At 65.0% G+C, this 20871-nt stretch carries 16 protein-coding genes and 1 pseudogene; 3 read left to right on the forward strand and 14 right to left on the reverse strand.

Annotated features, from left to right (window positions below; genetic code table 11):
* Window position 1: 1 nt before the first annotated feature.
* On the forward strand, window positions 2-871 hold the full coding sequence (locus RMP10_RS16060) for a protein phosphatase 2C domain-containing protein (RefSeq protein ID WP_310571186.1): 870 nt from the start codon (window positions 2-4) through the stop codon (window positions 869-871).
* A 248-nt stretch (window positions 872-1119) separates the two neighbouring features.
* On the opposite strand, the gene RMP10_RS16065 is transcribed toward RMP10_RS16060, so the two are convergent.
* The 7 genes from RMP10_RS16065 to RMP10_RS16095 form a co-directional block, all read right to left on the reverse strand.
* A complete protein-coding gene (locus RMP10_RS16065) occupies window positions 1120-2748 on the reverse strand; it encodes an alpha-D-glucose phosphate-specific phosphoglucomutase (protein WP_310571187.1) in 1629 nt (542 codons plus the stop codon).
* Window positions 2749-2784: 36 nt separating this feature from the next.
* A complete protein-coding gene (locus RMP10_RS16070; RefSeq protein ID WP_310571188.1) occupies window positions 2785-5022 on the reverse strand; it encodes a molybdopterin cofactor-binding domain-containing protein in 2238 nt (745 codons plus the stop codon).
* A gap of 10 nt (window positions 5023-5032) precedes the next feature.
* Window positions 5033-5551 (reverse strand): 2Fe-2S iron-sulfur cluster-binding protein, encoded by a 519-nt coding sequence (locus RMP10_RS16075; RefSeq protein WP_309670643.1) that lies wholly within the window; start codon window positions 5549-5551, stop codon window positions 5033-5035.
* Between the two features lie 87 nt (window positions 5552-5638).
* Window positions 5639-6553: a DUF2911 domain-containing protein gene (locus tag RMP10_RS16080; protein ID WP_310571189.1), complete on the reverse strand. Its 915-nt coding sequence runs from the start codon at window positions 6551-6553 to the stop codon at window positions 5639-5641.
* A 25-nt stretch (window positions 6554-6578) separates the two neighbouring features.
* Window positions 6579-6935 (reverse strand): PCYCGC motif-containing (lipo)protein, encoded by a 357-nt coding sequence (locus RMP10_RS16085; protein ID WP_310571190.1) that lies wholly within the window; start codon window positions 6933-6935, stop codon window positions 6579-6581.
* A 173-nt stretch (window positions 6936-7108) separates the two neighbouring features.
* Window positions 7109-8152, reverse strand: a complete 1044-nt coding sequence (locus RMP10_RS16090; protein WP_310571191.1) for a serine/threonine-protein kinase — start codon at window positions 8150-8152, stop codon at window positions 7109-7111.
* 127 nt (window positions 8153-8279) lie between these two features.
* On the reverse strand, window positions 8280-8978 hold the full coding sequence (locus RMP10_RS16095; protein WP_310571192.1) for a PEP-CTERM sorting domain-containing protein: 699 nt from the start codon (window positions 8976-8978) through the stop codon (window positions 8280-8282).
* Window positions 8979-9120: 142 nt separating this feature from the next.
* On the opposite strand from RMP10_RS16095, the pseudogene RMP10_RS23430 reads away from it, so the two are divergent.
* Window positions 9121-9329, forward strand: a pseudogene (locus tag RMP10_RS23430) (LLM class flavin-dependent oxidoreductase); the annotation flags it as partial.
* Between the two features lie 73 nt (window positions 9330-9402).
* On the opposite strand, the gene RMP10_RS16100 reads toward RMP10_RS23430, so the two are convergent.
* From RMP10_RS16100 to RMP10_RS16125, 6 genes are all read right to left on the reverse strand, one after another.
* Entirely contained in the window at window positions 9403-9798 is a 396-nt protein-coding gene (locus RMP10_RS16100; protein WP_309670648.1) for a hypothetical protein, read from the reverse strand.
* Window positions 9799-9919: 121 nt separating this feature from the next.
* A complete protein-coding gene (locus RMP10_RS16105; protein ID WP_310571193.1) occupies window positions 9920-11683 on the reverse strand; it encodes a hypothetical protein in 1764 nt (587 codons plus the stop codon).
* A gap of 41 nt (window positions 11684-11724) precedes the next feature.
* Window positions 11725-12285, reverse strand: a complete 561-nt coding sequence (locus RMP10_RS16110; RefSeq protein ID WP_310571194.1) for a DUF305 domain-containing protein — start codon at window positions 12283-12285, stop codon at window positions 11725-11727.
* A gap of 23 nt (window positions 12286-12308) precedes the next feature.
* Window positions 12309-13889 (reverse strand): nuclear transport factor 2 family protein, encoded by a 1581-nt coding sequence (locus tag RMP10_RS16115; RefSeq protein WP_310571195.1) that lies wholly within the window; start codon window positions 13887-13889, stop codon window positions 12309-12311.
* Window positions 13890-13904: 15 nt separating this feature from the next.
* A complete protein-coding gene (locus tag RMP10_RS16120) occupies window positions 13905-14750 on the reverse strand; it encodes a hypothetical protein (RefSeq protein WP_310571196.1) in 846 nt (281 codons plus the stop codon).
* Between the two features lie 141 nt (window positions 14751-14891).
* On the reverse strand, window positions 14892-15332 hold the full coding sequence (locus RMP10_RS16125; protein ID WP_310571197.1) for a hypothetical protein: 441 nt from the start codon (window positions 15330-15332) through the stop codon (window positions 14892-14894).
* A gap of 184 nt (window positions 15333-15516) precedes the next feature.
* Here RMP10_RS16125 and RMP10_RS16130 point away from each other — a divergent pair, with 184 nt between their 5' ends.
* Window positions 15517-20106 (forward strand): ATP-binding protein, encoded by a 4590-nt coding sequence (locus RMP10_RS16130; protein ID WP_310571198.1) that lies wholly within the window; start codon window positions 15517-15519, stop codon window positions 20104-20106.
* Window positions 20107-20134: 28 nt separating this feature from the next.
* On the opposite strand, the gene RMP10_RS16135 is transcribed toward RMP10_RS16130, so the two are convergent.
* Window positions 20135-20869 (reverse strand): response regulator transcription factor, encoded by a 735-nt coding sequence (locus tag RMP10_RS16135; protein ID WP_310571199.1) that lies wholly within the window; start codon window positions 20867-20869, stop codon window positions 20135-20137.
* Window positions 20870-20871: the final 2 nt, after the last annotated feature.

Consider the following 20871-nt stretch of genomic DNA (forward strand, 5'->3'; position numbering starts at 1 on the left):
CATGACGTCACCGCTATCCGAGATCGCCGGGCTCCCTCGTCCGAAGGACGATGAACTCGATCTCTTCGGGATCACGCATCAGGGGCGTGTCCGCACCAGCAACCAGGATCATTTCCTGCTCTGTACGGTGCACCCACAGGTGGTCGTGCGTTCGACCAGTCTCCCCACGATCGACGAGATTACACTCCGCGGAGAGCGACTCGCCACGATCATGCTGGTGGCCGACGGCGTGGGTGGAAGCGTGGACGGCAGCGAAGCGAGTCGCCTCGCCACCATCGCTGTGACCGAGTACTTCGCGTCGGCGATGCGGTGTTATCACACCGTCGGCTCAGCCAGCGAACATGAGTTCACGGAAGCGCTGCGCGAAGCGGCCATCGAGGCCCACAACCGCGTCCGTACACAGGCCGAGGCGCAGTTCGAAGGGCGCCGTATGGCCAGCACGCTCTCGGTGGCGATCGTGGTGTGGCCGTGGCTGTACGTCGTACAGGTCGGAGACAGCCGCTGCTACACGTACCATGACGGTGTGCTGCGTCAGGTCACGCGCGATCAGACTATCGCGCAGGAGATGATCGATCGCGGCGCGCTGTCACCTGAGCGCGCCCAGAACTCGCCGCTCAATCACGTGCTCTCGAGCGCGATCGGGGCTGAGGAAGCGCTGCCGGTGATTTCGCGCGTTGATGTGGGCAAGCGGGGCACGGTCACACTGGTGTGTTCGGACGGTCTCACCAAGCACGTCTCTGACGCGGAAATCGGCGACGCCATTGGGCGGATGACGTCGGCTGAGCAGCTGTGCCGTGACCTGCTGGAGCTCGTGCTGGAACGCGGCGGCAGCGACAACGTCACGCTCGTAGCGGGTCGGGCGCTGCCGTAGTTCTCGCCGGTGCGGCCCTGCCCGGCGTCCCGAGACGCAGCCGGCGCGAGAGAACCCGAGGCCACCGCGAGCCGTAACAGAACCGACCCACAGCTGAGTTGAAGACTGCGGTCGTTCACCCCCTGCCGGTGACTCGATAGTCGCCGACCGGCAACTCCGCTGGTGCGGCCAGCAGGATCATGGTGGTGCTCACGACAGCATTCATTGGGCGCTCCGTGTAGGATCGAAAAAGCATCGACGCTCGAAAACTACGTAATGACCGTCGGTTCGTTACGGCCCGTTCGGCCTACCAGATCGCTCATCGATAGGGCGGCCGTCACCAGCTCGGCGAGTGCCACCGAGGTGTCCATGCCAAGCCGCGTCGCATCCGTCTCACGCGACTCGATGTACAGGCGGATCGTGGCGCCTTCCGTGCCCGTGCCCGACAGCCGGAACACGATGCGGGCGCCATCGTCGAAGAGCACGCGAATGCCTTGGTTCTCACTCACGCTGCCGTCGACGGGATCGGTGTAGCTGAAATCATCCGCGCTGCGCACGCGACATGAGGCGACCACCGTGCCCGGCAGCGTGGCGAACTGCGCGCGCAGATGCGCCATGACATCATTGGCGGCCTCGGTGGGCACGCCTTCGTAGTCGTAGCGCGTGTAGTAGTTGCGACCGAAACGCGCCCAGTGTTCGCGCACGATCGCTTCCACCGTTTGGCCGCGTTCGGCCACGATATTGAGCCAGAAGAGGACGGCCCAGAGCCCATCTTTCTCGCGCACGTGATCGGAGCCGGTGCCGAAGCTCTCTTCGCCGCAGAGCGTGATGCGACCGGCGTCGAGCAGGTTGCCGAAGAACTTCCAACCGGTCGGAGTTTCGAAGCAGGGAATACCCAGCGACTCCGCCACCGCGTCGACAGCGGCACTGGTGGGCATCGAGCGCGCCACGCCGATGAGACCACGCGCGTAGCCCGGCACCAGTGTGGCGTTCGCCGCCAACACCGCCAGTGAGTCCGAGGGCGTGACGAAGAAACGCTGCCCCAGAATCATGTTGCGATCGCCGTCGCCATCGGACGCCGCGCCGAAGTCGGGCGCGTCGTTACCGAACAGTTCTTCGACCAGGTCGTTCGCGTACGTGAGATTCGGATCGGGGTGGCCGCCGCCGAAATCGGGAAGCGGTACGCGATTGATCACCGTGCCAGAGAGCGCCCCGAGCCGCCGCTCGAGAATCTCCACGGCGTACGGCCCGGTGATCGCATGCATGGCATCGAAGCGCATGCGGAAGCCACTCGCAAACAGCCCGCTGATCGCGTCAAAGTCGAACAGCGATTCCATCAGCGCTACGTACGCAGCGACCGGGTCGACGACCTCGAGTCGTAACGGCCCGATCTGCTGGGTGCCGAGAGCGTCGAGGCTGAAACTCGGCAGATCGGCGATGTTGTACGCACGCATGACGCGCGCGCGCTCGGCGACGGCATTCGTGAACGATTCCGGCGCCGGTCCACCGTTGCCGGTGTTGTACTTGATGCCGAAGTCCCCGTCGGGGCCGCCGGGATTGTGACTGGCCGACAGAATGATGCCACCGTGCGCGCCCGAACGAATGAGGTGCGACGCCGCCGGCGTGGAGAGCAGTCCGGCGCGCCCCACGATCACATGCGTGATGCCATTGCCGGCCGCCATGCGGATGATCGTTTCGGTCGCTTCGCGGTTGTGATACCGTCCGTCGCCGCCGATCACCAACGTGGCATCGGGCGGAAGCGCGGCCACATCGAGCAGCGCCTGCACGAAATTCTCGAGGTAGTGCGTTTGCTGGAAGACGGTGGTCCGCTTCCGTAAACCGGACGTCCCCGGTCGCTGGTCGGCGAACGGGGACGTGGTGATCGAATGAACAGTCATCGAATCTGTTGGGATCAGGAAATACTTACGAAACGATCACGTCCACTTGAGATCGACCTTCGACAACGGGATCTGACGCACGCGCTTGCCGGTGGCGGCGTAGATCGCGTTGATCATCGCCGGCACCACGGGCGGCAGGGCCGGCTCACCGATACCAGTCGGTGAGAACGCCGTCTTCACGAAGTGCACTTCGATCGGCGGCGCCTGACGGATGCGCAGCATCGGATAGTTGTTGAAGTTCGCCTGATCCACCTTGCCGGCGGTGAAGGTGATCTCCTGTCCGAAGGCCTGACTCATACCGTCCATCGCGGCGCCCTGGACCTGCTGCTCGGCGTGGTTGGGATTGATGATATCACTGCCGACGTCACCGACCGCCCACACCTTGTCCACCTTCACGTCGCCCGACTTGCTCACCGTGACCTGCACGACCTCGGCGAAGTATCCGCGATGGCTAAAGTAGAAGGCACATCCCATGCCCGTGCCCTTGGGCAACGTGGTCTTACCCCAACCCGAGACGTCGCGCGCCTTCTCGAGAATGCCGATCACGCGCTGCGCATCCATCTGTCCGGCCTGCTGCTGCGGCGTGAGGGGTGTCGTCGGCGCAATCTCGGCCTTGAGCGTGTCGATGCGGAACTGCAGCGGATCCTTTCCGGCCGCCACCGCGCACTCGTCGATGAAGCCTTGGAACGCGAACGACAGCGCATTGGAGCGCGGCGCACGCAGCGCGCCCGTGGGCACGCCGAGCGGCATCACCGACACGTCCATCTTAAGATTCGGCACGAAGCGCGCCGGGTATTCGGTGGGGCCGATGTCGGCGCTCGGTGCGAACCGCTCGCCTTCGCCATACGTCGCGAAGTGATTGCGGAACGCGATCAGCTTGCCGTTGGCATCGAGTCCGCCGGTGAACGAGTGGAAGCCACCCGGGCGGAACATGTCGTGCTGCATGTCATCTTCACGCGTCCACAACAGCTTGACCGGTACCTTGGCCTCGCGCGCGATCCACGCCGCTTCCACCAGCGGATCGTTGTACAAGCGACGACCGAAGCCGCCACCAGCACGCACCATGTGCAGCGTGACCTGGTCTTCCTTGAGGCCGAGCGTGGTGGCGACGAGTGCGCGTCCACCCTGCGGCGTCTGCGACGTCGTCCAGAGCTCGCACTTGTCGGCCGTGACGTGCGCCGTGCAATTCTGCGGCTCGAGCGGCGCGTGGGCGATGAACGGATAGCTGTACTCGCCCTTCACGACCTTGGCCGCCCCCTTGATGGCCGTGTCGAAATCACCGTCGTTGCGGATCGTGCGCTGCGGCGGGCTGGCGAAGAACTCCGCGGCCTTGGCGGCGAATGCGGCACTCGACTGTTGCGCGGTGGGATGCGCGGCCCATTCAACCACGAGCTTCTTGCGCGCCTGCTGCACCATCCACCAGTTCTTGCCGATGATGGCCACGCCGGGCATGAGCCCCTGCAAGTTCGTCGTGCCTTCGACCACAAATGCATGCGTCACGCCCGGCATCGCTTTGATGGCCTCGATGTTCGCACTCGCCACCTTGGCGGCGAACACGGGGCTCTTCACGAACGTGGCGTAGTGCATGTTCGGCACGGTGACATCGATGCCGAACATCGGCTTGCCCATCAGGATGTCGCGCAGGCCGACGGTCTTCTTGCGGGTGCCGATGATCGTGAACTTCTTGGGATCTTTGAGTGGCACCGTGGCGAGGTCGGGCGGTGTCACCGACACCGCGGCACTGGCCAGGGAACCGTAGGTGGCCGATCGCTTCGAGGCGCGGTGATGCACCACACCCTTCTCGGTCTCCAGTTCGGCGGCGGGCACGTTCCACTGCGTCGCGGCGGCGGATACCAGCATGGCGCGTGCGGCGGCACCGACCCGCCGCTGCGGCAACCAGTTGGTGGGCGTGGCGGTGCTGCCGCCGGCGACCTGCGCCTGATACTTGGCCGGATCGAAGTCGGCCTGCTCCACGCGTACGTTCGCCCAGTCGACGTCGAGTTCTTCGGCGATGAGCATAGGCAGCATCGTCTTGATGCCCTGGCCGATCTCGGGATTCTTGGCGGTGATCGTAACGATCCCATCGGGCGTGATGCGCACGAAGGCACTGAGCATCGGGTCAGCAACGGGCGGGAGCGCGCCGCTCATACCGAGCCGTTCGATGGCCTCGAGCGGTTCGGCGTAGCTGGCGAGCAGAATGCCACCGCCGGCGAGCGCCGTGACGCGCAGGAAGTCGCGACGGTTCACGCCCGGCTTGTCGGATTGGGTCGTCATCGTCGTGGCCTCAGCGGTTGTCAGGGGAGCCGTTCTTCGACGGCGTCGATCCACCCACGGCCGGCGTGGCGCCCGACTTGATCTCCGCCGCGCGGTGCACCGCCTTGCGAATGCGGATGTACGTCGCGCACCGGCAGAGATTCGTGTTCAGCGCGGTGTCGATCTCGGCGTCGGTGGGCTTCGGCGTCTTGGCCAACAGCGACGCAGCACCCATCATCTGGCCGGCCTGACAATAGCCGCACTGCGGTACGTCGAGTTCTTCCCACGCCTGCTGCACCGCGTGCAGGCCATCGGGCGAGAGCCCTTCGATGGTGGTGATGTCGGCGTTCGCCACGCGAGACAGCGGCGTGTTGCAGGAGCGCGTGGCGACACCGTTTACATGCACGGTGCAGGCGCCGCAGCGGGCGATGCCGCAGCCGAACTTGGTGCCTTTGAGATCGAGTTCGTCACGGAGTGCCCACAGCAGGGGCATGTCGGCTGGCACGTCGAGCGTGCGCGGCGTGCCGTTGACCTTGAGCGTAATCGGCATGGGACCAGGCGGGACAGGGGCGGGGGCGGACTGTCGGGCGACAATCCAACCCCTGAATCTCGTGCCGCGTGCTCAGGCCGTCCAGAGCTACGGCAGCTTCTTTCCCGTGAAATACAGCTCGTCGTCCTCACCCCGGCACTCCAGCGTCAGGACGCCCCCCACGACCTTGAACGTGAACATCATGTCGGGCTTGAGTACTTCGTAGATCTCGCCGCCGGCGTACACCTCGGCGCTTTCATACAGGCCGACAGTAAAGACATGCGGCCCGGTCCGCATGAGCGCGAAGGTTTGCAGATAGTCGTCCTTCGGATCGAACTGCGCCTTGAGACCGCCGCGGGCGTAGGTCACGATCATCTTCGCATCAACCTTTCCCGTCTTGCCGTTCGTGAGCTCGAAGGTGCCGAGATAGGGGCGCGCCTCAGCCTCGGGCAGCAATTCCGAGATCGACGGCTCCACCGCGAAGTCGGTGGTCACGCGCATGTTCGCCCAGTGCATCGCCAGCGTTCCGCCGCGCACGGTGATCGACGGGAACGACCAGGTCAGCACCTCCTCGCGAACGGCATTGGAGTCGGCGCGAACGGCCACCCGGATCTGCGTGTCGTTCGGCTTGGGATGATCGGTGTGGTACTGCTTCCACTTGGGGTCAAGCAGCATGGTCCAGCTGGCGCTCCGGTCGACGATCATCCAGACGCCATACTTGCCCTTGGGGACCTTCGTGCCCGCGATCGTGAGGTCCTTGTTCACCTCGAGCAGCGTGGCCCAATTGGCGCCAGGCGTCCACACTTCGCCCCACTGCACCTTCTTGGTGCCGAAGATGGGATACCGACCGCGCATGCGCGGCCGGGAATAGGTCACCCGCACCGTGGTACCGTCCACCGTTTGTGCGATGCTTTGCAACTCGCTCGCCTTGATCTGCGCCTGCGCCCCGGTAGGCGAGAACACCGACGACAGCGCCGCCAGCAGAAGAGCGCGCGTGACCAGACGAGCACGGAATGGCGACATGGTGGCGGGGATGAGGGGAATCCGATCAGCCGAACTGGGCATCGATGGCGGCGCGGATGTCATTCAGTGATTTCCCGGCTTTGGCGAGGCGGACGGTGACCCGGCCCTCACCCTGACAGATCGGGCAGGACTTGGCCATCGCTTCGCCTTCATAACAACTCAGCAGCGAGTAATGGCCACTCAATTCAGCGCACCCGCAATGGCAACCGATGCCATCGGCGATCTGCGGAATCGCGCGAATGCCATCAAAGAGCTCGACCAGATGCGGCGACTTGGTGAGATCGGCCGCCGTCAGGACCTTCGCGCCCGTGATGCCAGCGCGCGGCGTCGGATGCGAGACACCGCGCGCGCCGATCGCCGACGCCCGACGGGGCAGTAGCACGACTCCCACCCCGGCGGACAACAGCGCGACCAGCGCCGCGCGTCGAGTGGTGTGAGTGGTGTATGTGGTGTGAGTGGATAAATTCGTGTGGTCCACGTGTGCCTCCGAAGGGGCGAGCTTCGGCAATGTACCGCTGGGCATGATCGGCACAAGTCAGCGCGAGGGCGTCATGACTATCGGAGCATCATCCAGACGGCGGCGGCCGCAGCGACCGCGACCACGAGGCCAGTGATCACCGTTCGCGACGCGACCGCCACGGTTTCCCGTGAAGGCGCAACCGGCTCAGCGGACGCGGGCGCGGATGCGGGCGCGGGCACCTCAGTGCCACTCGCGGCTTCGATGGCGCGAATAATCCACGAGGCCGACGCCGGACGCTCGGCCGGGTTCTTGGCCAGGCAGCGCATGACCATATCGGCGATCGGCGGCGGGAGCTCGGGGCGTCGCTGTCGGATCGGCACCGGCGCCTCGGCGAGCTGGGCGGCGAGCGTGGCGCGTAGCGAGCTTCGTGCGAATGGCGGTGCGCCGGTCAGCAGTTCATACGCGACGCAACCGAAGGCGTACAGATCGGCCCGATGATCGACCACGTGCGCTGCGCCGATCTGCTCGGGCGACATGTAGTCCGGTGTGCCCAAGACCGTGCTCACCGTGGTTACGCGTCGCCCAGTGCGCAACGCCGTGTCGCTGGCGTCGTCGAGCGCCTTTGCCACGCCGAAGTCGGAGATCATGGCGATGCCGTCGTTCAGCAGCACATTCTCCGGCTTGATGTCGCGATGCACGACGCCTCGCGCGTGGGCGTACGCGAGCGCGAGCGCCATCTCCCGCAGTAGGCGAATCGCTTCGGCGTACGGCGGCGCTCCCCGACGCACCAGGAGCTCGCGGAGGGTCTGTCCCTCGATATACGGCATGCTGTACCAGCGCACCTGATCCGAGTCGCCATCGGCGGCGACGAGGGCTGCACTGAGCAGCGGCACGAGGTGCGGATGCTGCAGCTTGGCCGCGAACTGGATCTCCCGACGGAAGCGTTCAGCGTCGACGTCGGCCGTCAGCTCGAGTGGCAACACCTTCAACACCACCGAGCGATCGAGCGACACCTCGGTCGCAAGAAACACGTGCGACGAGCCGGCGCCACCGAGCTCGCGCTCAATGACGTACGTGCCCTCGAGCTGTCGCTGAAGCCGGGCGCGCAGAGCGCCGGCATCGATCGGTGCGGTGGACATCCAAGGAGAAACTACGCCGGCGAGGGGGCGCCGCAATCAGGAGGTTGCGTGACAAATATCACGAAGGGTAGCAGGACTTTCGTCTCGCTACCCTTCGTGTACGACTCAAACGACGCGTCGTCGAACGTTACGACGTGCGACGCTTGCGCTGCAGCATGCCGAGCGCAACCAGCCCGCTCGCCATCAGCAGATAGGTTGACGGCTCAGGAACTACCGAAGTCGTACCACCACCAGCAGCGGTGCCGATCGCGAACGACTCCTGACCACCTGACACGTCCGTAAGCGACGCGCCCACACCGATCATTGCGGTCGGATTTGCGGCGAGTGCCGCGTTGAACAGTACCTGATCGCCCGCCGACAAGCCGAACAAGAACCCGTAATTCCCGGTCCCCGGCAGCGTGTTGTTGAGCGTGAGCGGCGACGTGAACGCCGTGCTGGTGAACACCTGCGTGTTACCGCTGTACAGCCGCACGACCGCGTTGTTCACTGTGATCGTGTTGTCGTTGCCCGGCTCCGCCGCATTCAGAAACAGACGGAAATTGCTTCCCGTGAGCCCTGGAAACGCCGATGCCAGACGCAACTGTGACTGACCCGTCTGCACGTTCGCGTCGGCGAATCCGCAGCCGGTCACACCCGTGGGTCCGATGCAGCCTGATTCGGCGGTCGTGCTGCCCGGAGACTGCAGCACGAGCACCGTAGCCACGGCACCCAAGCCGCCGCCGCTTGCTGCCGATTGCCCGAGCAGCGTGAGCTGCGCGTGCGCTTGCGCTGGTACTGCGGCAAACATCGCCGCCGCGATCCAGCCCAGCTTGTGAGACTTCTTCATGGAGCACCCTCGTGTACGAGTGAAACGACATACGGTACACGCACGTGACCCGAAGCTCGACTGCGTGCGCACCGAACGTGCACGCAACGCAAGTTCTGGCCCGCCGCTGCACGTGCGTGATCGATGTCGCTAACCACTCACTCATGTACGACACTACGTCGCGGTGACGGTGTTGAGCTCGGATGATCCGGGCGTGTGTTCCAGGTCGTTGCCACACGCGACCTCATCTTGAACGGTCGGGCCGAAATCACGGCCGGACACGTCAGCTTTACCGAATCGTATTCATTGTTCGAGCAGAGCCTCTATGACTACGATGTGCTCATCGCGGCGAAGCTCGCGGAGCTGCTCATTCTTTGTGAACCCGCAAAGTGCTCGGAGTGGCCACCCCGGCGACGTCGCCGGGGTGATCTGCACTCAGGCCGTATCAGGCCGCGGGCGCGTCTTCGTCGTCTGCCGGAAGTTCGGCGATCTCTTCCTCGATCTCGGCCACGACCTCTTCCGTCTCAGCGTCCATCTCGATGACGTCGGAGCCTTCATCGCTGGTGGCGGCGGCAGCCTGCGGCGCGGGACGGCTCCACTTCTTCACCACCGGGGCGGCGCGACGCTCGAGCAGATTGTCGTAGTAGGCGACCATCCGCTGCTGCACCACTTCGAGCGTATCATCGGGGTCCGCGCGGAACGGCGCATGGCGCTGATGTTGTTCGGTCGAGACTTCGAACCACCACCACGGATCCGGTCCCGTTACGCGCGACGCGGCCACACGACACTGAAACGTCCGACCTCGGTCAACGAAGGAAAATTCCTGCAGTACGTCCGACATGGGCAAAACCTTCGCTGATGGGCGTCAAAAAAACTTCTTCAGAAACGTAATCGATCCCCCACGCGGGAAGGAGGTACCCCCGGGGAAATCGGTCTGGAAGCGGTCCCGACGTTGAACCGGCTTACTTCGCCAGTTCGCGCACCACGCCACTGAGCAAACGCACCTTGGCAGCATCGCTGGATGCGGCGACGTCCTGCACCAGCGACGCGGCGAGCGCCGTCAGCGCCGTTCGGCGCGGGCCGCCGCTCGACTGCTCGGCCGCATCGAGCGCACCACGGACGGCAGAAATCCGTGATTCCGACAGGCCCTTGTCGCGCTGCAGTTGATCGACGTAGGCGCGCGCGACCGAGAAATGCGCTGGCCATACGATTTTCGTCTGAAGCTGGGCGTTGAGTTCATCGCGCGTGATCAGCTTCGCCGCGTCGATCTCGTTCTTCGACAGGAACTCGCTGGGCTGCAGCGTGAAGATGTCGAGTCCGCGGGCGATCTCAGAGCCGATCAGGTGACCATTGTACCAGTACACCGACCAGAAGCCGGCTAGCGTGATACGTGACGGGTCGATGGGCCCGCGATCGAAGTACGCAATCTCCTGCGGCTTTGCGGGATTGGTGAAATCGAACACCGAGATGCCACCCTGATACCAGGCCTGCGCCATGATGTCGCGCCCCGGTACAGGGATGAGCGAGCCGTTGTGCGCGACGCAGTTCTCGGTGCTTCCCTGCGCGGCGGGCAGCTTGTAGGAGCCGGCCGGCTTGAGCTTCCGATTCACGTCCAACGTAAAAATGGCGTCGGCACCCCACTCCGGCTTGTCCGTTGCACGGCAGCGCGCCTGCGTTCCACCGCCCCATTCGTCGGTGAACAGCACTGTCTGGCCATCGTTGCTGAACGTGGCCGAGTGCCAGTACGCGAAGTTTGGGTCGATGACTTCGTCGATGCGCTTGGGATTGGCAGGATTCGAGATATCGAGCAGGATCCCATTGCCCGAGCAGGCGCCGGCGGCGAGGCCGATGTCCGGATACGCTGTGATGTCGTGACACTGATCGGTGCGGTCGGAATTCTGCGTGCCGCGGCCGTGATCGCCGCCCTTCCACAATCCCGCGACCTTCCCCGACGCATCGGCGAAAATGCGCGGCATGTTCACGACCTTCGCGTCCTGCGGCGACGCCAGCGGCACCTTGATCACTTCGATGCGGAACAGCGCCGTGCTCGTGTCGTCGGGACTGCGCACACAACCAGCCAGCTCATTCGGCGAGCGTACGCCACCGGTGCCCTGCACGTAAACGTAGACATTGGCCTTGTCCTTCGGGTCGGTGACGAGCGTGTGCGTGTGCGAACCGCGGCAGGTCTGCACTGCCGCAATCTGTTTCGGTGCATCCAGGTTCGAGATATCGAAGATGCGCACGCCCATGAAGCGCGCTGCGCTCACCGTGTCGGAAACACCCTGCGTACCGCAGTCGAGACGGCCGCCGCCGTCTTCGACCGACATGAACAACAGGTTGCCGTACACCGAGGGGTCGCCCTGACCGCCCTGACACACGACGGCGGCGCGTCGTTTCGGCGCCTTGGGATCGCTGATATCCCACGCCTGCCATCCGTGCCAACCGCCCTGAAACACGAGGTGCTTCTGGAACGCGAGATCCGAGTTCGCGAAACCAAAATCCCCGAGATCCCGGGGATTGAACCAGCCCTCGACCTTCGGCGTGCTCGAGACGAGTTCGAGATGCTTGATCGCTTGCTGCGCGTCTTTCACGCCACCTTTGAGCGAGGCGCGCGGGTCGGCCGTGCGGACGCCCTGCGCCGCAACGGCAGTGGACAGCACCGCGAGCGAGAGCGTGAGCGACAAGGCAACCGGAATGCAGCGGGTCGATGAACGAAAAAGTGGCACGAAAGACGTCCTGATGTGAATGGTGGAACCGGGAGGCGTGCTCACTTCGACCATGTCGCCAGCAGTCGCTGCATGCGGCGGATCTCCGCACGCTGGTCGGCATCGATGTCATTGATGAACTGCAACAGCATCGGCGCCTGCGCCGCACCGGGCACGCGGCGCAGGTCGGCAACCATCTGCAGTGCGCCGTCATGATGCTGAATCATGAAGCGCAGGAACAGGCGGTCGAACGCCAGATCACGAGCGGTCGCGAGCTCCGCCAACTGCTCGGCCGACAGCATCCCCGGCATGGTCCGCGTGGTGTGCGTGGTGTGCGTGGTGTGCATCTCGAGCGACGCGCCACGGTCGGCGAGCCATCGTTGCATGACCGCCAGCTCGTCCTGCTGCGACACCTCGATGCGCTCGGCGAGCAGGTGAAGGGCCGCGCGCGAGGTGTGCGTCCGCACCATCGCCGTCATCGTAACCGCCTGCGCGTGATGCATGATCATGCCTTGCATGAACGCCACGTCGGCGGCTGATACCGCTTGCGCTGACACCGCCGGAGCGACGGTTATCAGCGCAAGCGCGACGATCGCGCACGGTGCAACTCGGGAGAGCGTCATGACCCGAAGTACCCCGCTCCGACTCAGTTGCGTCGCCGTGCCGACCAGTGAATGGCCGAGATCCGCCAGCCAAGTGCCGTCCGTCGCGCCACCACGAGTTCCGCACCCGCCGAGTCGACGGCACGGTCACGGAACGTGCCCTTGGTCACCGAGGTGGAGGTGCTGGTGGCCACGTCACCCTGTACGAGCACGCGGAGCGGCGCCCGTACGCTCTTGATCGCCTTCGCGAGGGCGATGTCGGCGGGCAGGTGATGTGCACGGTAGTCTGCCACCGTTTCCACCGACCCGCTTTCCAGAATCTCGGCGTCGTCCGCGAGCAGGCCGATCGCCGCGACACTGTCGCCCTGTGCGAGTGCGTCGTGGAAGCGGTGCACCAGGGCGGCCACGTCGGCGCTGTCGTTCGCTGCCGGCGCCGTTGCAGGCATTGCCGCAGGCGTAGCCATGGCCGCCATGTCGTGGCCCGCGTGCTCACCACCAGCAGCAACACCGGCCGCCGCTGAGCCGTACGAGAAGCCCTTCATGGCGCCCGTTTCCCAGTCGTGCGTCATCACGGCGCCGTAGGTCACCGACGGGGTCGGCAGCGCCGGCAGGAATCCCGCCGACATTCCGCCCATGTTTTCGATACCCATATGCTTCGACATCGCAAGCCAGGCGGCCACCGGCATCACGTACGAGGTGTCGTCGCGGTACAGGCGGGCGGCGCGCAGGATCTCGGCACGCTTGGCGCTTCGCGGCACGGCGTCGTTGGTCAGGATGTCCGACACCACATCATGCATCGAATGCAGATTGTCGAAAATGATGGCGGCCTCCGGGAAGCGCGCGGCGAAGGCGGGCGCGACGGCCGCCGTCATCGGCATCTGGTACGGCAGGGCTTTGGGCGCGCCGTCCACCATCTGCCAGAATCGCGCAACCGTGGCGCGCACGCCCGCTTGTTTCGCGGCGATCGTGTTGCCGACCACGAGCGGTTCGTACAGGCCGATCTGTAGCCAGTGATATCCCCAGATGAGCCCATTGAACTTCGGATACTTCTTGCGGAACGCGAGCGAATACGACTGCTCCTGCATCAACGCCATCGTCTTCGGCTTCGAGCTGAACGCCACGTCGGGGCGGCTCTTGTAGTAGGTGATGAGCCGCTGTGCTTCGCGGTCACGCTGAGCATCGCTGAGGCGCTCGTCGGCGAGCACGTCGTACAACTGCCGGTGGAGCAGATGTGCCCAGTCGAACATCACCTTGGCTTCCGGCGCGAGCTGTGCGTACTTGGGCTCGATGGCCGCCTCTTCGAGCGGCACGCGCGGCGGCTTCACCAGCACGGTCTTGGTGAGGAAGTCGAACTCCTTTTCCTCGAGGCGAGACGCGGGCGCCTTGGGCTTCGTCCAAAGCGTTTCGTACAGAATCGCGTGGCCGTAGTCGAAAGCATTGAACAGGCGGTCGGCCGACGCGTACTGATTGCGAAACGTCCAGTTGTGCGACGCCTGCAGATAGAATTGTTCGTAGGTGGTGGTCCACTGGGCCTGCGCCGTACGCGGCGTGGCGAGCGAGGCCAGCGCCAGGGCGGTGCCGACGAGGCTGTGAGCCAGAGCGCGGTGTGAGCGGAAAAACGTCATGAGATCGGCTCGTGGTTAGCGACGGGGAGACCAGGGCAGTCCAAGCGACACGGCGGCACCAGCGGTGAGAAACCAACCGGCGTCGGCTCGCGAGAGTCGGTAGCCACCACCGCCATCGACGGCGAGTCGTGGACTGACTTGATAGCGCGCGCCACCCGCCACGTCCCACGCCTGTGTTTCGGCCGCATCGAGGGGCTGCGACGTCACCACCTCGGCGGTCAGCAGGAGCGAACGCAACGGCAGCGTCCGATCCACCGCGATGCCGACGTGCCACCGCGAGAGTTCGGCCGACGCGGTCGTTCCGCTGCCGGCAGATGTCGTACTCGGTGCGTCGCCGATCGTCACCTGCCCGTTCAGGTGAAAGCGCGCCCACGGGAAGGTCTTGGTGGCGATCGCCTTGAACGATGGATAGGCCTTGTCGGGCGCCATGGCGCCGACCGGGAGCAGCACATCCGCGACGACGGCGAGCGCGGGAAGTCGGGTCTCAGTGTTCAGGTTGTAGAGCACCGACGCGTCGATGCCGCCGAGCGCGGTGCGCCGCGTCCCGGCCACGCCTTCCACATGTGCGATGGGAAATCCGATCTCCACCTGGGTGCGTGGGAAGAGGCCGACGGCGAACTCGGGTTCAATACCCCAGCGGTAGCCGCCACCTCGGGCACGCTCAAGACGAAACGGCGCCAGCTGTAGTTCGACCGCGCGTCGTTCGATGGCATAGGCGTCTTCAGTGCGGACGGGACGTCCGGCATCGGTGTTGTAGTAGTCGGTTTGCGCCGAGAGTGACGCCAGGGGCGCCGACAGGGCCGTGATAGCCACAAGTAGCCCTTTGGCGCCGAAGCGTGGGGCGTTGATCAACGGATTCATGGGAGGGACAGAGGCGAGCGGTGCGCGACCGCGCAGCGCAACGGTGAGCGGATGCTCGCGCCTGACGCAAAGGGCGCGGGCGGGCATCGGCAGCGATGGCGTGGAGACGGCTCGATCCGGAGAAACCGGAGGGCCGGACGCTCAGCCTCGCGGCGGCGGGGGCTCGGGGGCGATGTCGAGCGACACGGGCCAATCGGCCACGTGCAGGGGGCGGTGCACATCGACCGCGACATCGACGGTCGTCGCGGCCACGGCGGCACTCATGACGCCGACCACGGTGCAGGCCATGGCCATAGGACAGGCCGCCGGCGCGTGCGAGTGCTTAACCGGCACCGGCCGGGGGGCAGGGTGGGCCGTGTGCTCGTTGCCGGCGGTGCCGGGTGCCGACGCCTCGTTTACCGCTGCGGCATGTGCTGCATGTTGTGCTGCGTGATGCTGATGCAGATCGGCGGTGGTGGCCACGCGGGCGGGCGCGTCGAGGATGGCCGTCCGTTCACAGGCCGCGCCGGCGGCAGGGAGCACTCCCTGCAGTAGCTGCACTCCGAAGAGCGCGAGGGCGGCGATGCGTCGGCGGACGTCCATACAGTGGAACGTAATGACGCATGCCCGAGAGGGGTATATGCGGAATACCGACCATCAGGCCGATTTCTTGCACAATTCTTGCGCAAGCGAGTACTGCCGTACGCCGCCGGTCGCGCGCCCCGACTGATCACGTTTCGTTTTGCATCGTCAGCATGCCGTACGGTGCCGGAGTACCATTGTGGCCATGAATCAGCGTGACGCGACCAGCCCGGCCCCCGATCCGATCGCCTTCCTGGCGGGTGGCGGTGCGATGGGAGGCCTGATCCGTTCAATGGAATGGGCCACCACGCCGCTCGGGCCGATCGACTCCTGGCCGCAAAGCCTGCGCACCACCGTCAACATCTGCCTGGCCTCCGATCTGCCCATTTGCGTGATCTGGGGGCCAGGTCTCGTTCAGTTGTACAACGACGGCTATCGCGTGATCTGCGGTGGTAAGCATCCGCGGTCCATGGGGCAGAACTTCCCCGAGTGCTGGAAGGAAGCCTGGCCAGTGATCGGCGACGCGCACGATTTGGCCCTCACGGGCGACACGGCCTTCCTGGAGACGCAGCGCATCTTTCTCGAGCGGCACGGGTTCCTCGAGGAGTGCTTCTTCACGTTTTCCTTCAGCCCGATCCGTGAGGAAGCAGGTCTGGTCGGCGGCCTGTTTCACCCCGTTATCGAGATGACGACCAAGATGCTCGGCGAACGCCGCACACGCGCGCTGCGTGATCTGGCCGCTCGCACGAGTCAGGCCAAATCGGTCAACGAGGCCCTCGCGTTGGCTGCGCAAACGCTGGCCGACTTCGACCTCGACTTGCCGTTCGTTCAGCTCTACGCGCTCGACCCCAGTGGGCATCTCGTGCTTCTGGCCGGTTCATCCGGAATGAGCTCTGCCGAGGTCGATCGCTCGAGCACCGTTGAGTGGGAAGCGACAAACCACTGCGTGTGGCCCATCGATGAAGTACTGCGCTCCGGATCGACGGTGCAGGTGGGCGACGTGCGCGCGCGGCTGGGTGATGTGCAGTGCGGCCCATATCCGGAATCGCCGACGACGGCGCTGGCTCTCCCCATCATTCCGCCTGGCGCCAAGCGTCCGACTGCCGTGATGGTGGCCGGCGTGAGCAGCCGATTACCACTGAACGACAGTTATCGGAGCTTCTACGACCTCGTGGCGTCCGCCGTCACCACGGCGGTCGCCAATGCCCATGCGTTTGACGAAGAGCGGCAGCGCGCCGAGTCGCTGGCAGAACTCGACCGCGCTAAAACGGCGTTCTTCTCCAACATCAGCCACGAGTTCCGAACGCCCCTCACGCTGATGCTTGGGCCGGTCGAGGACCTGCTGGCCGATCGCGAAACCGAACTCACGGCGACCGTCGCTGATCAGCTTGAGGTCGTCAATCGCAATGGTCGGCGATTGCTGCGACTCGTGAATTCACTCCTCGATTTCTCGAGAATCGAGGCCGGGCGGGCATGGGCCACCTTCGAGCCGACCGACGTGGCGGCCCTGACCCGCGAGCTCGCTAGTGTCTTTCGGTCGACGATCGAGCGGGCCGGGCTCACGCTGACGGTTGATTGCTTGCCACTTGGAGCACCGGTGTTCGTGGACCGGGACATGTGGGAAAAGATCGTGCTCAACCTGCTGTCAAACGCCTTCAAGTTCACCTTCGCGGGCGACATCGCCGTCTCCATCCGTCGGTCCGGCGACCACGCGGAACTCGTCGTTCGTGACACGGGCACCGGTGTGCCGGCTGCGGAAATGCCTCGGCTGTTCGAGCGATTTCACCGGGTGGAGAACGCGCGTGGTCGAACGCACGAAGGCAGTGGGATCGGACTCGCGCTGGTGCAGGAGCTGCTCAAGCTGCACGGAGGCACGATTTCGGCCGAGAGCAGTCTCGGCGTCGGCACGGCCTTCACGGTCCGCGTGCCGCTAGGATCGGCGCACCTGCCCGATAACCAGATTCGACCGGATGGCCAGTCCGCCGACGCAGGAACGCGGGCCACGGCGTTTGTCGAGGAAGCGCTTCGATGGCTGCCGAACGATACGGAGATCAGCACGGCAGGGCCCGGAGTTACCGAGGCAATGTCGGCCGTGCGCACCACGGTGGAGTCGGCCGATGTCGACGACCGCCCGCTGGTGCTGGTCGCTGACGACAACGCCGATATGCGACAGTACGTCGTGCGTATCCTGGCCGAGCAGTTTCGCGTCGATGCCGCGCAGGATGGGGAGTCCGCGTTGGCCGCTGTCAAACGGCAGCCGCCTGACTTGATTCTGACCGATGTGATGATGCCGCGGTTGGACGGCTTCGGCTTGCTGAAGGAACTGCGCGCCGACCCGCGTACGCGCGGAGTGCCGATCATCATGCTCTCCGCACGTGCCGGTGAGGACAGTCGCGTGGACGGTATGGAAGCCGGCGCCGACGACTATCTCGTGAAGCCATTCAGCGCCAAGGAGCTCCTGGCGCGCGTCTCGGCGCACTTGCAGATGGCGCGTTTGCGTCGTGAGGCGAGCGCCTCACTGCGCGAGGGCGAGGAACGATTGCGGATGGCCCTCACCGCGGCGCGGATGGTGGCGTGGCGGTACGACGCGTCGAGCGGAAAGTTCGCGGCGTCGGACAACGCCGACGATGTCTTCGGGCGCACCTCTGATTCCCCGCTTGATCACATCGAGCAGCGATTCGCGCTTGTTCATCCCGAAGACGCGGCGCAGTATCGCGACACGGTGGCGCGCGCTGTCGCGGACGGCGGAAGTTATCTGAGTCAGTTTCGCACCATCCGGTCCGACAACGGTGGCGTCGTCTGGCTGGAAGAGCGCGGGCATGCCGTGGCGCACGTGCCGGGCGAGAGCGTGCGGCTCGTGGGCGTCGCCATGGATATCACCGAGCGAAAAGGGGCCGAGGACGCGATCCAGTCCAGCGAGGGTCGGACGCGCACGATTCTGGAGTCGATTCCCGACGGATTCATGGCGATCAACGCCGAGTGGCGGTTCACGTACATCAATGCGGCGGGCGAGCGCCTTCTCGATCGGATGCCGGGTGATCTCATCGGGAAGTCGATCTGGGAAGAGTTTCCCGCTGTGGTCGGGAGCGAGTTCGAGGAGATCTATCGACGGGTCGCACTCCAGGGCGTGGGCGAATCCTTTACCGCCTTCTACCAGAGTCTCGACCGCTGGTACGAAGTGACGGCATACCCCGCGCCAGACGGCCTGTCGGTGTACTTCCGCGACGTGAGTGCGCAGAAGAAAACGGAGGAGCGGCTGCGCGCGAGTGAAGAGCGACGCCGGTTGGCGCTCGAAGGCGCCGAGCTGGGCATGTGGTTCGTCGATCCGTCCACACGCGCGATCAGTATCGACGCTCGCTTTCAGGCCATCTTCGGCATCACCGAGCGGTGGACCAGCTACGCCCAGGTGTTCGACGTCATCCATCCCGACGACCGGCCGACCGTGGAGCTGGCCGCGGCGGCAGCCACGCGGTTGGACGATCCAGTACCGTACGCAATTGAGTATCGCATCCTCCGTCCGGACGGATCGCTGCGTTGGGTCGTGGCCAAGGGGCGTACGACGATCGATGGAACGGGGGCGTCGCGTCGCGTCGTGAGTTTCGATGGCACGGTAGCCGATATCACGCAGCGGAAACTGGACGAGGAGGAACGCGAGCGCTTGGTGGCCCGTCTCGGAGAACAGGACCAGCGGAAGGATGAGTTTCTGGCCACCCTTGCCCACGAACTGCGCAATCCGCTTGCCCCGCTCAGCAACGGGTTGCAGTTGCTGAACCTGACGCCAGACTCGAGTGCCACCGTGGTGCGTACCCGCGCCATGATGGAGCGGCAACTCGCACAGATGGTTCGACTGGTCGATGACCTGATGGATGTCAGTCGCATTACGCGTGGAAAGGTCGAACTGCAGTGCGCGCCGATCGACCTTGCGCACGTGGTGCAGCACGCCGTCGAAACCAGCCGCCCGCTTATCGATGCGAGCAGGCATGAGCTGACCATCGTGGCGCCGTCGAACGCCATCATGGTGTACGGCGATCTTACGCGCCTGGCGCAGGTTCTTTCGAATCTGTTAAACAATGCCGCCAAGTACAGTGAGCCCGGAGGGCAGATCACCCTCGACTACGCGCGGTGTGAAGACGAAGTCAGACTGCGCGTGCGCGATACCGGAATCGGAATCACGTCGCAGATGCTGCCGATCGTGTTCGACCTGTTCACGCAGAGCGATCGTTCGCTGAGCAAGGCACAGGGAGGACTCGGTATCGGTCTCTCGTTGGTCAGAAAGTTGGTCGAGATGCACGGTGGGCGCGTGGAGGCCCACAGTGCGGGCAGTGGAGAGGGGAGTTTGTTTACCGTCTGGCTGCCGGCCATCGGGCAAGACGAAGATTCAGCGCGAACGCTGTCGCATACCGACTCGCCGGCCGTACTCCCGGCCCCGAGCAGCGGTCGACGCATTTTGGTAGCCGATGACAACATCGATGCGGCGGCGACGCTGAGTCTGCTGCTTGGCATGATGGGGCATGAGGTACGTACGGTGCACGACGGTGCCGATGCTGTGGCGGCGGCGGAAACCTTCGTGCCGCACTTGATTCTGCTCGATATCGGCATGCCACTCGTCGACGGCTACGACGCGTGTCGGCAGATTCGTGAACACGCCTGGGGGCAGGATATTCCCGTGGTGGCCCTCACTGGCTGGGGCCAGGCCGACGATCGACAACGCTCGGCCGATGCGGGCTTCAGTCAGCATCTCGTCAAACCGGTCGATCGATCCGCGTTGTTGCGTGTGCTCGCCACGTTCCTGTGACCGCTACCGATCGCGGGGCGCGGGAGCGCTAGCTGGCTGCCGTCGGGAGCGACATCCGGTACCCCACGCCCGGCTCCGTCACGATCAACGTGGGCCGGATGGGATCCTGCTCCACCTTCCGTCGCAGATTGGCCACGTACACGCGCAGGTACTGCTGGGCATCGCCGTGCGAGCGACTCCACACGGCATCGAACAGCTGCTGGTGCGTGAGTGTGCGGCCGGCCGACGTGACCAGCGCCCGCAGCAGCTCCCACTCGGTCGGGGTCACGTGAATCGACTGTCCATCGCGCGACACGGTGCGACTGGCCAGATCGATCCGCAGACCATCGTACGCGTACGGCACGTCTCCACCGCGTACCGGCCCCATCGCCGCGCGCCGAAGCTGAGCGCGCAGGCGCGCCTGCAGCTCGATCGTGCTGAATGGCTTGGTGAGGTAGTCGTCGGCGCCGACATCCAGCAACCGCACCTTTTCGGCTTCATCGTGGCGGGCTGACAGCACCACGATCGGCGTGGAAGACCATGCGCGGATCTGTGCACATACCTGGGCGCCATCGGCGTCGGGCAGCCCGAGATCGAGCACGATCAACGACGGTTTGCAGTTGCGCGCCAGCTCGAGCGCGGTCCGCGCCGTCGCGGCCTCATACACAATGCCACCCTCCGACTCCACGGCGGCGCGAACAATCGAGCGGATCGATGGCTCGTCTTCGATCACCAGAACCACTGGTCCTGGAAGCGCCGTCGGTGATCCTGGGCTGGAGGCCATGT

This window comes from Gemmatimonas sp. (assembly GCF_031426495.1).
Lineage (GTDB): Bacteria > Gemmatimonadota > Gemmatimonadetes > Gemmatimonadales > Gemmatimonadaceae > Gemmatimonas.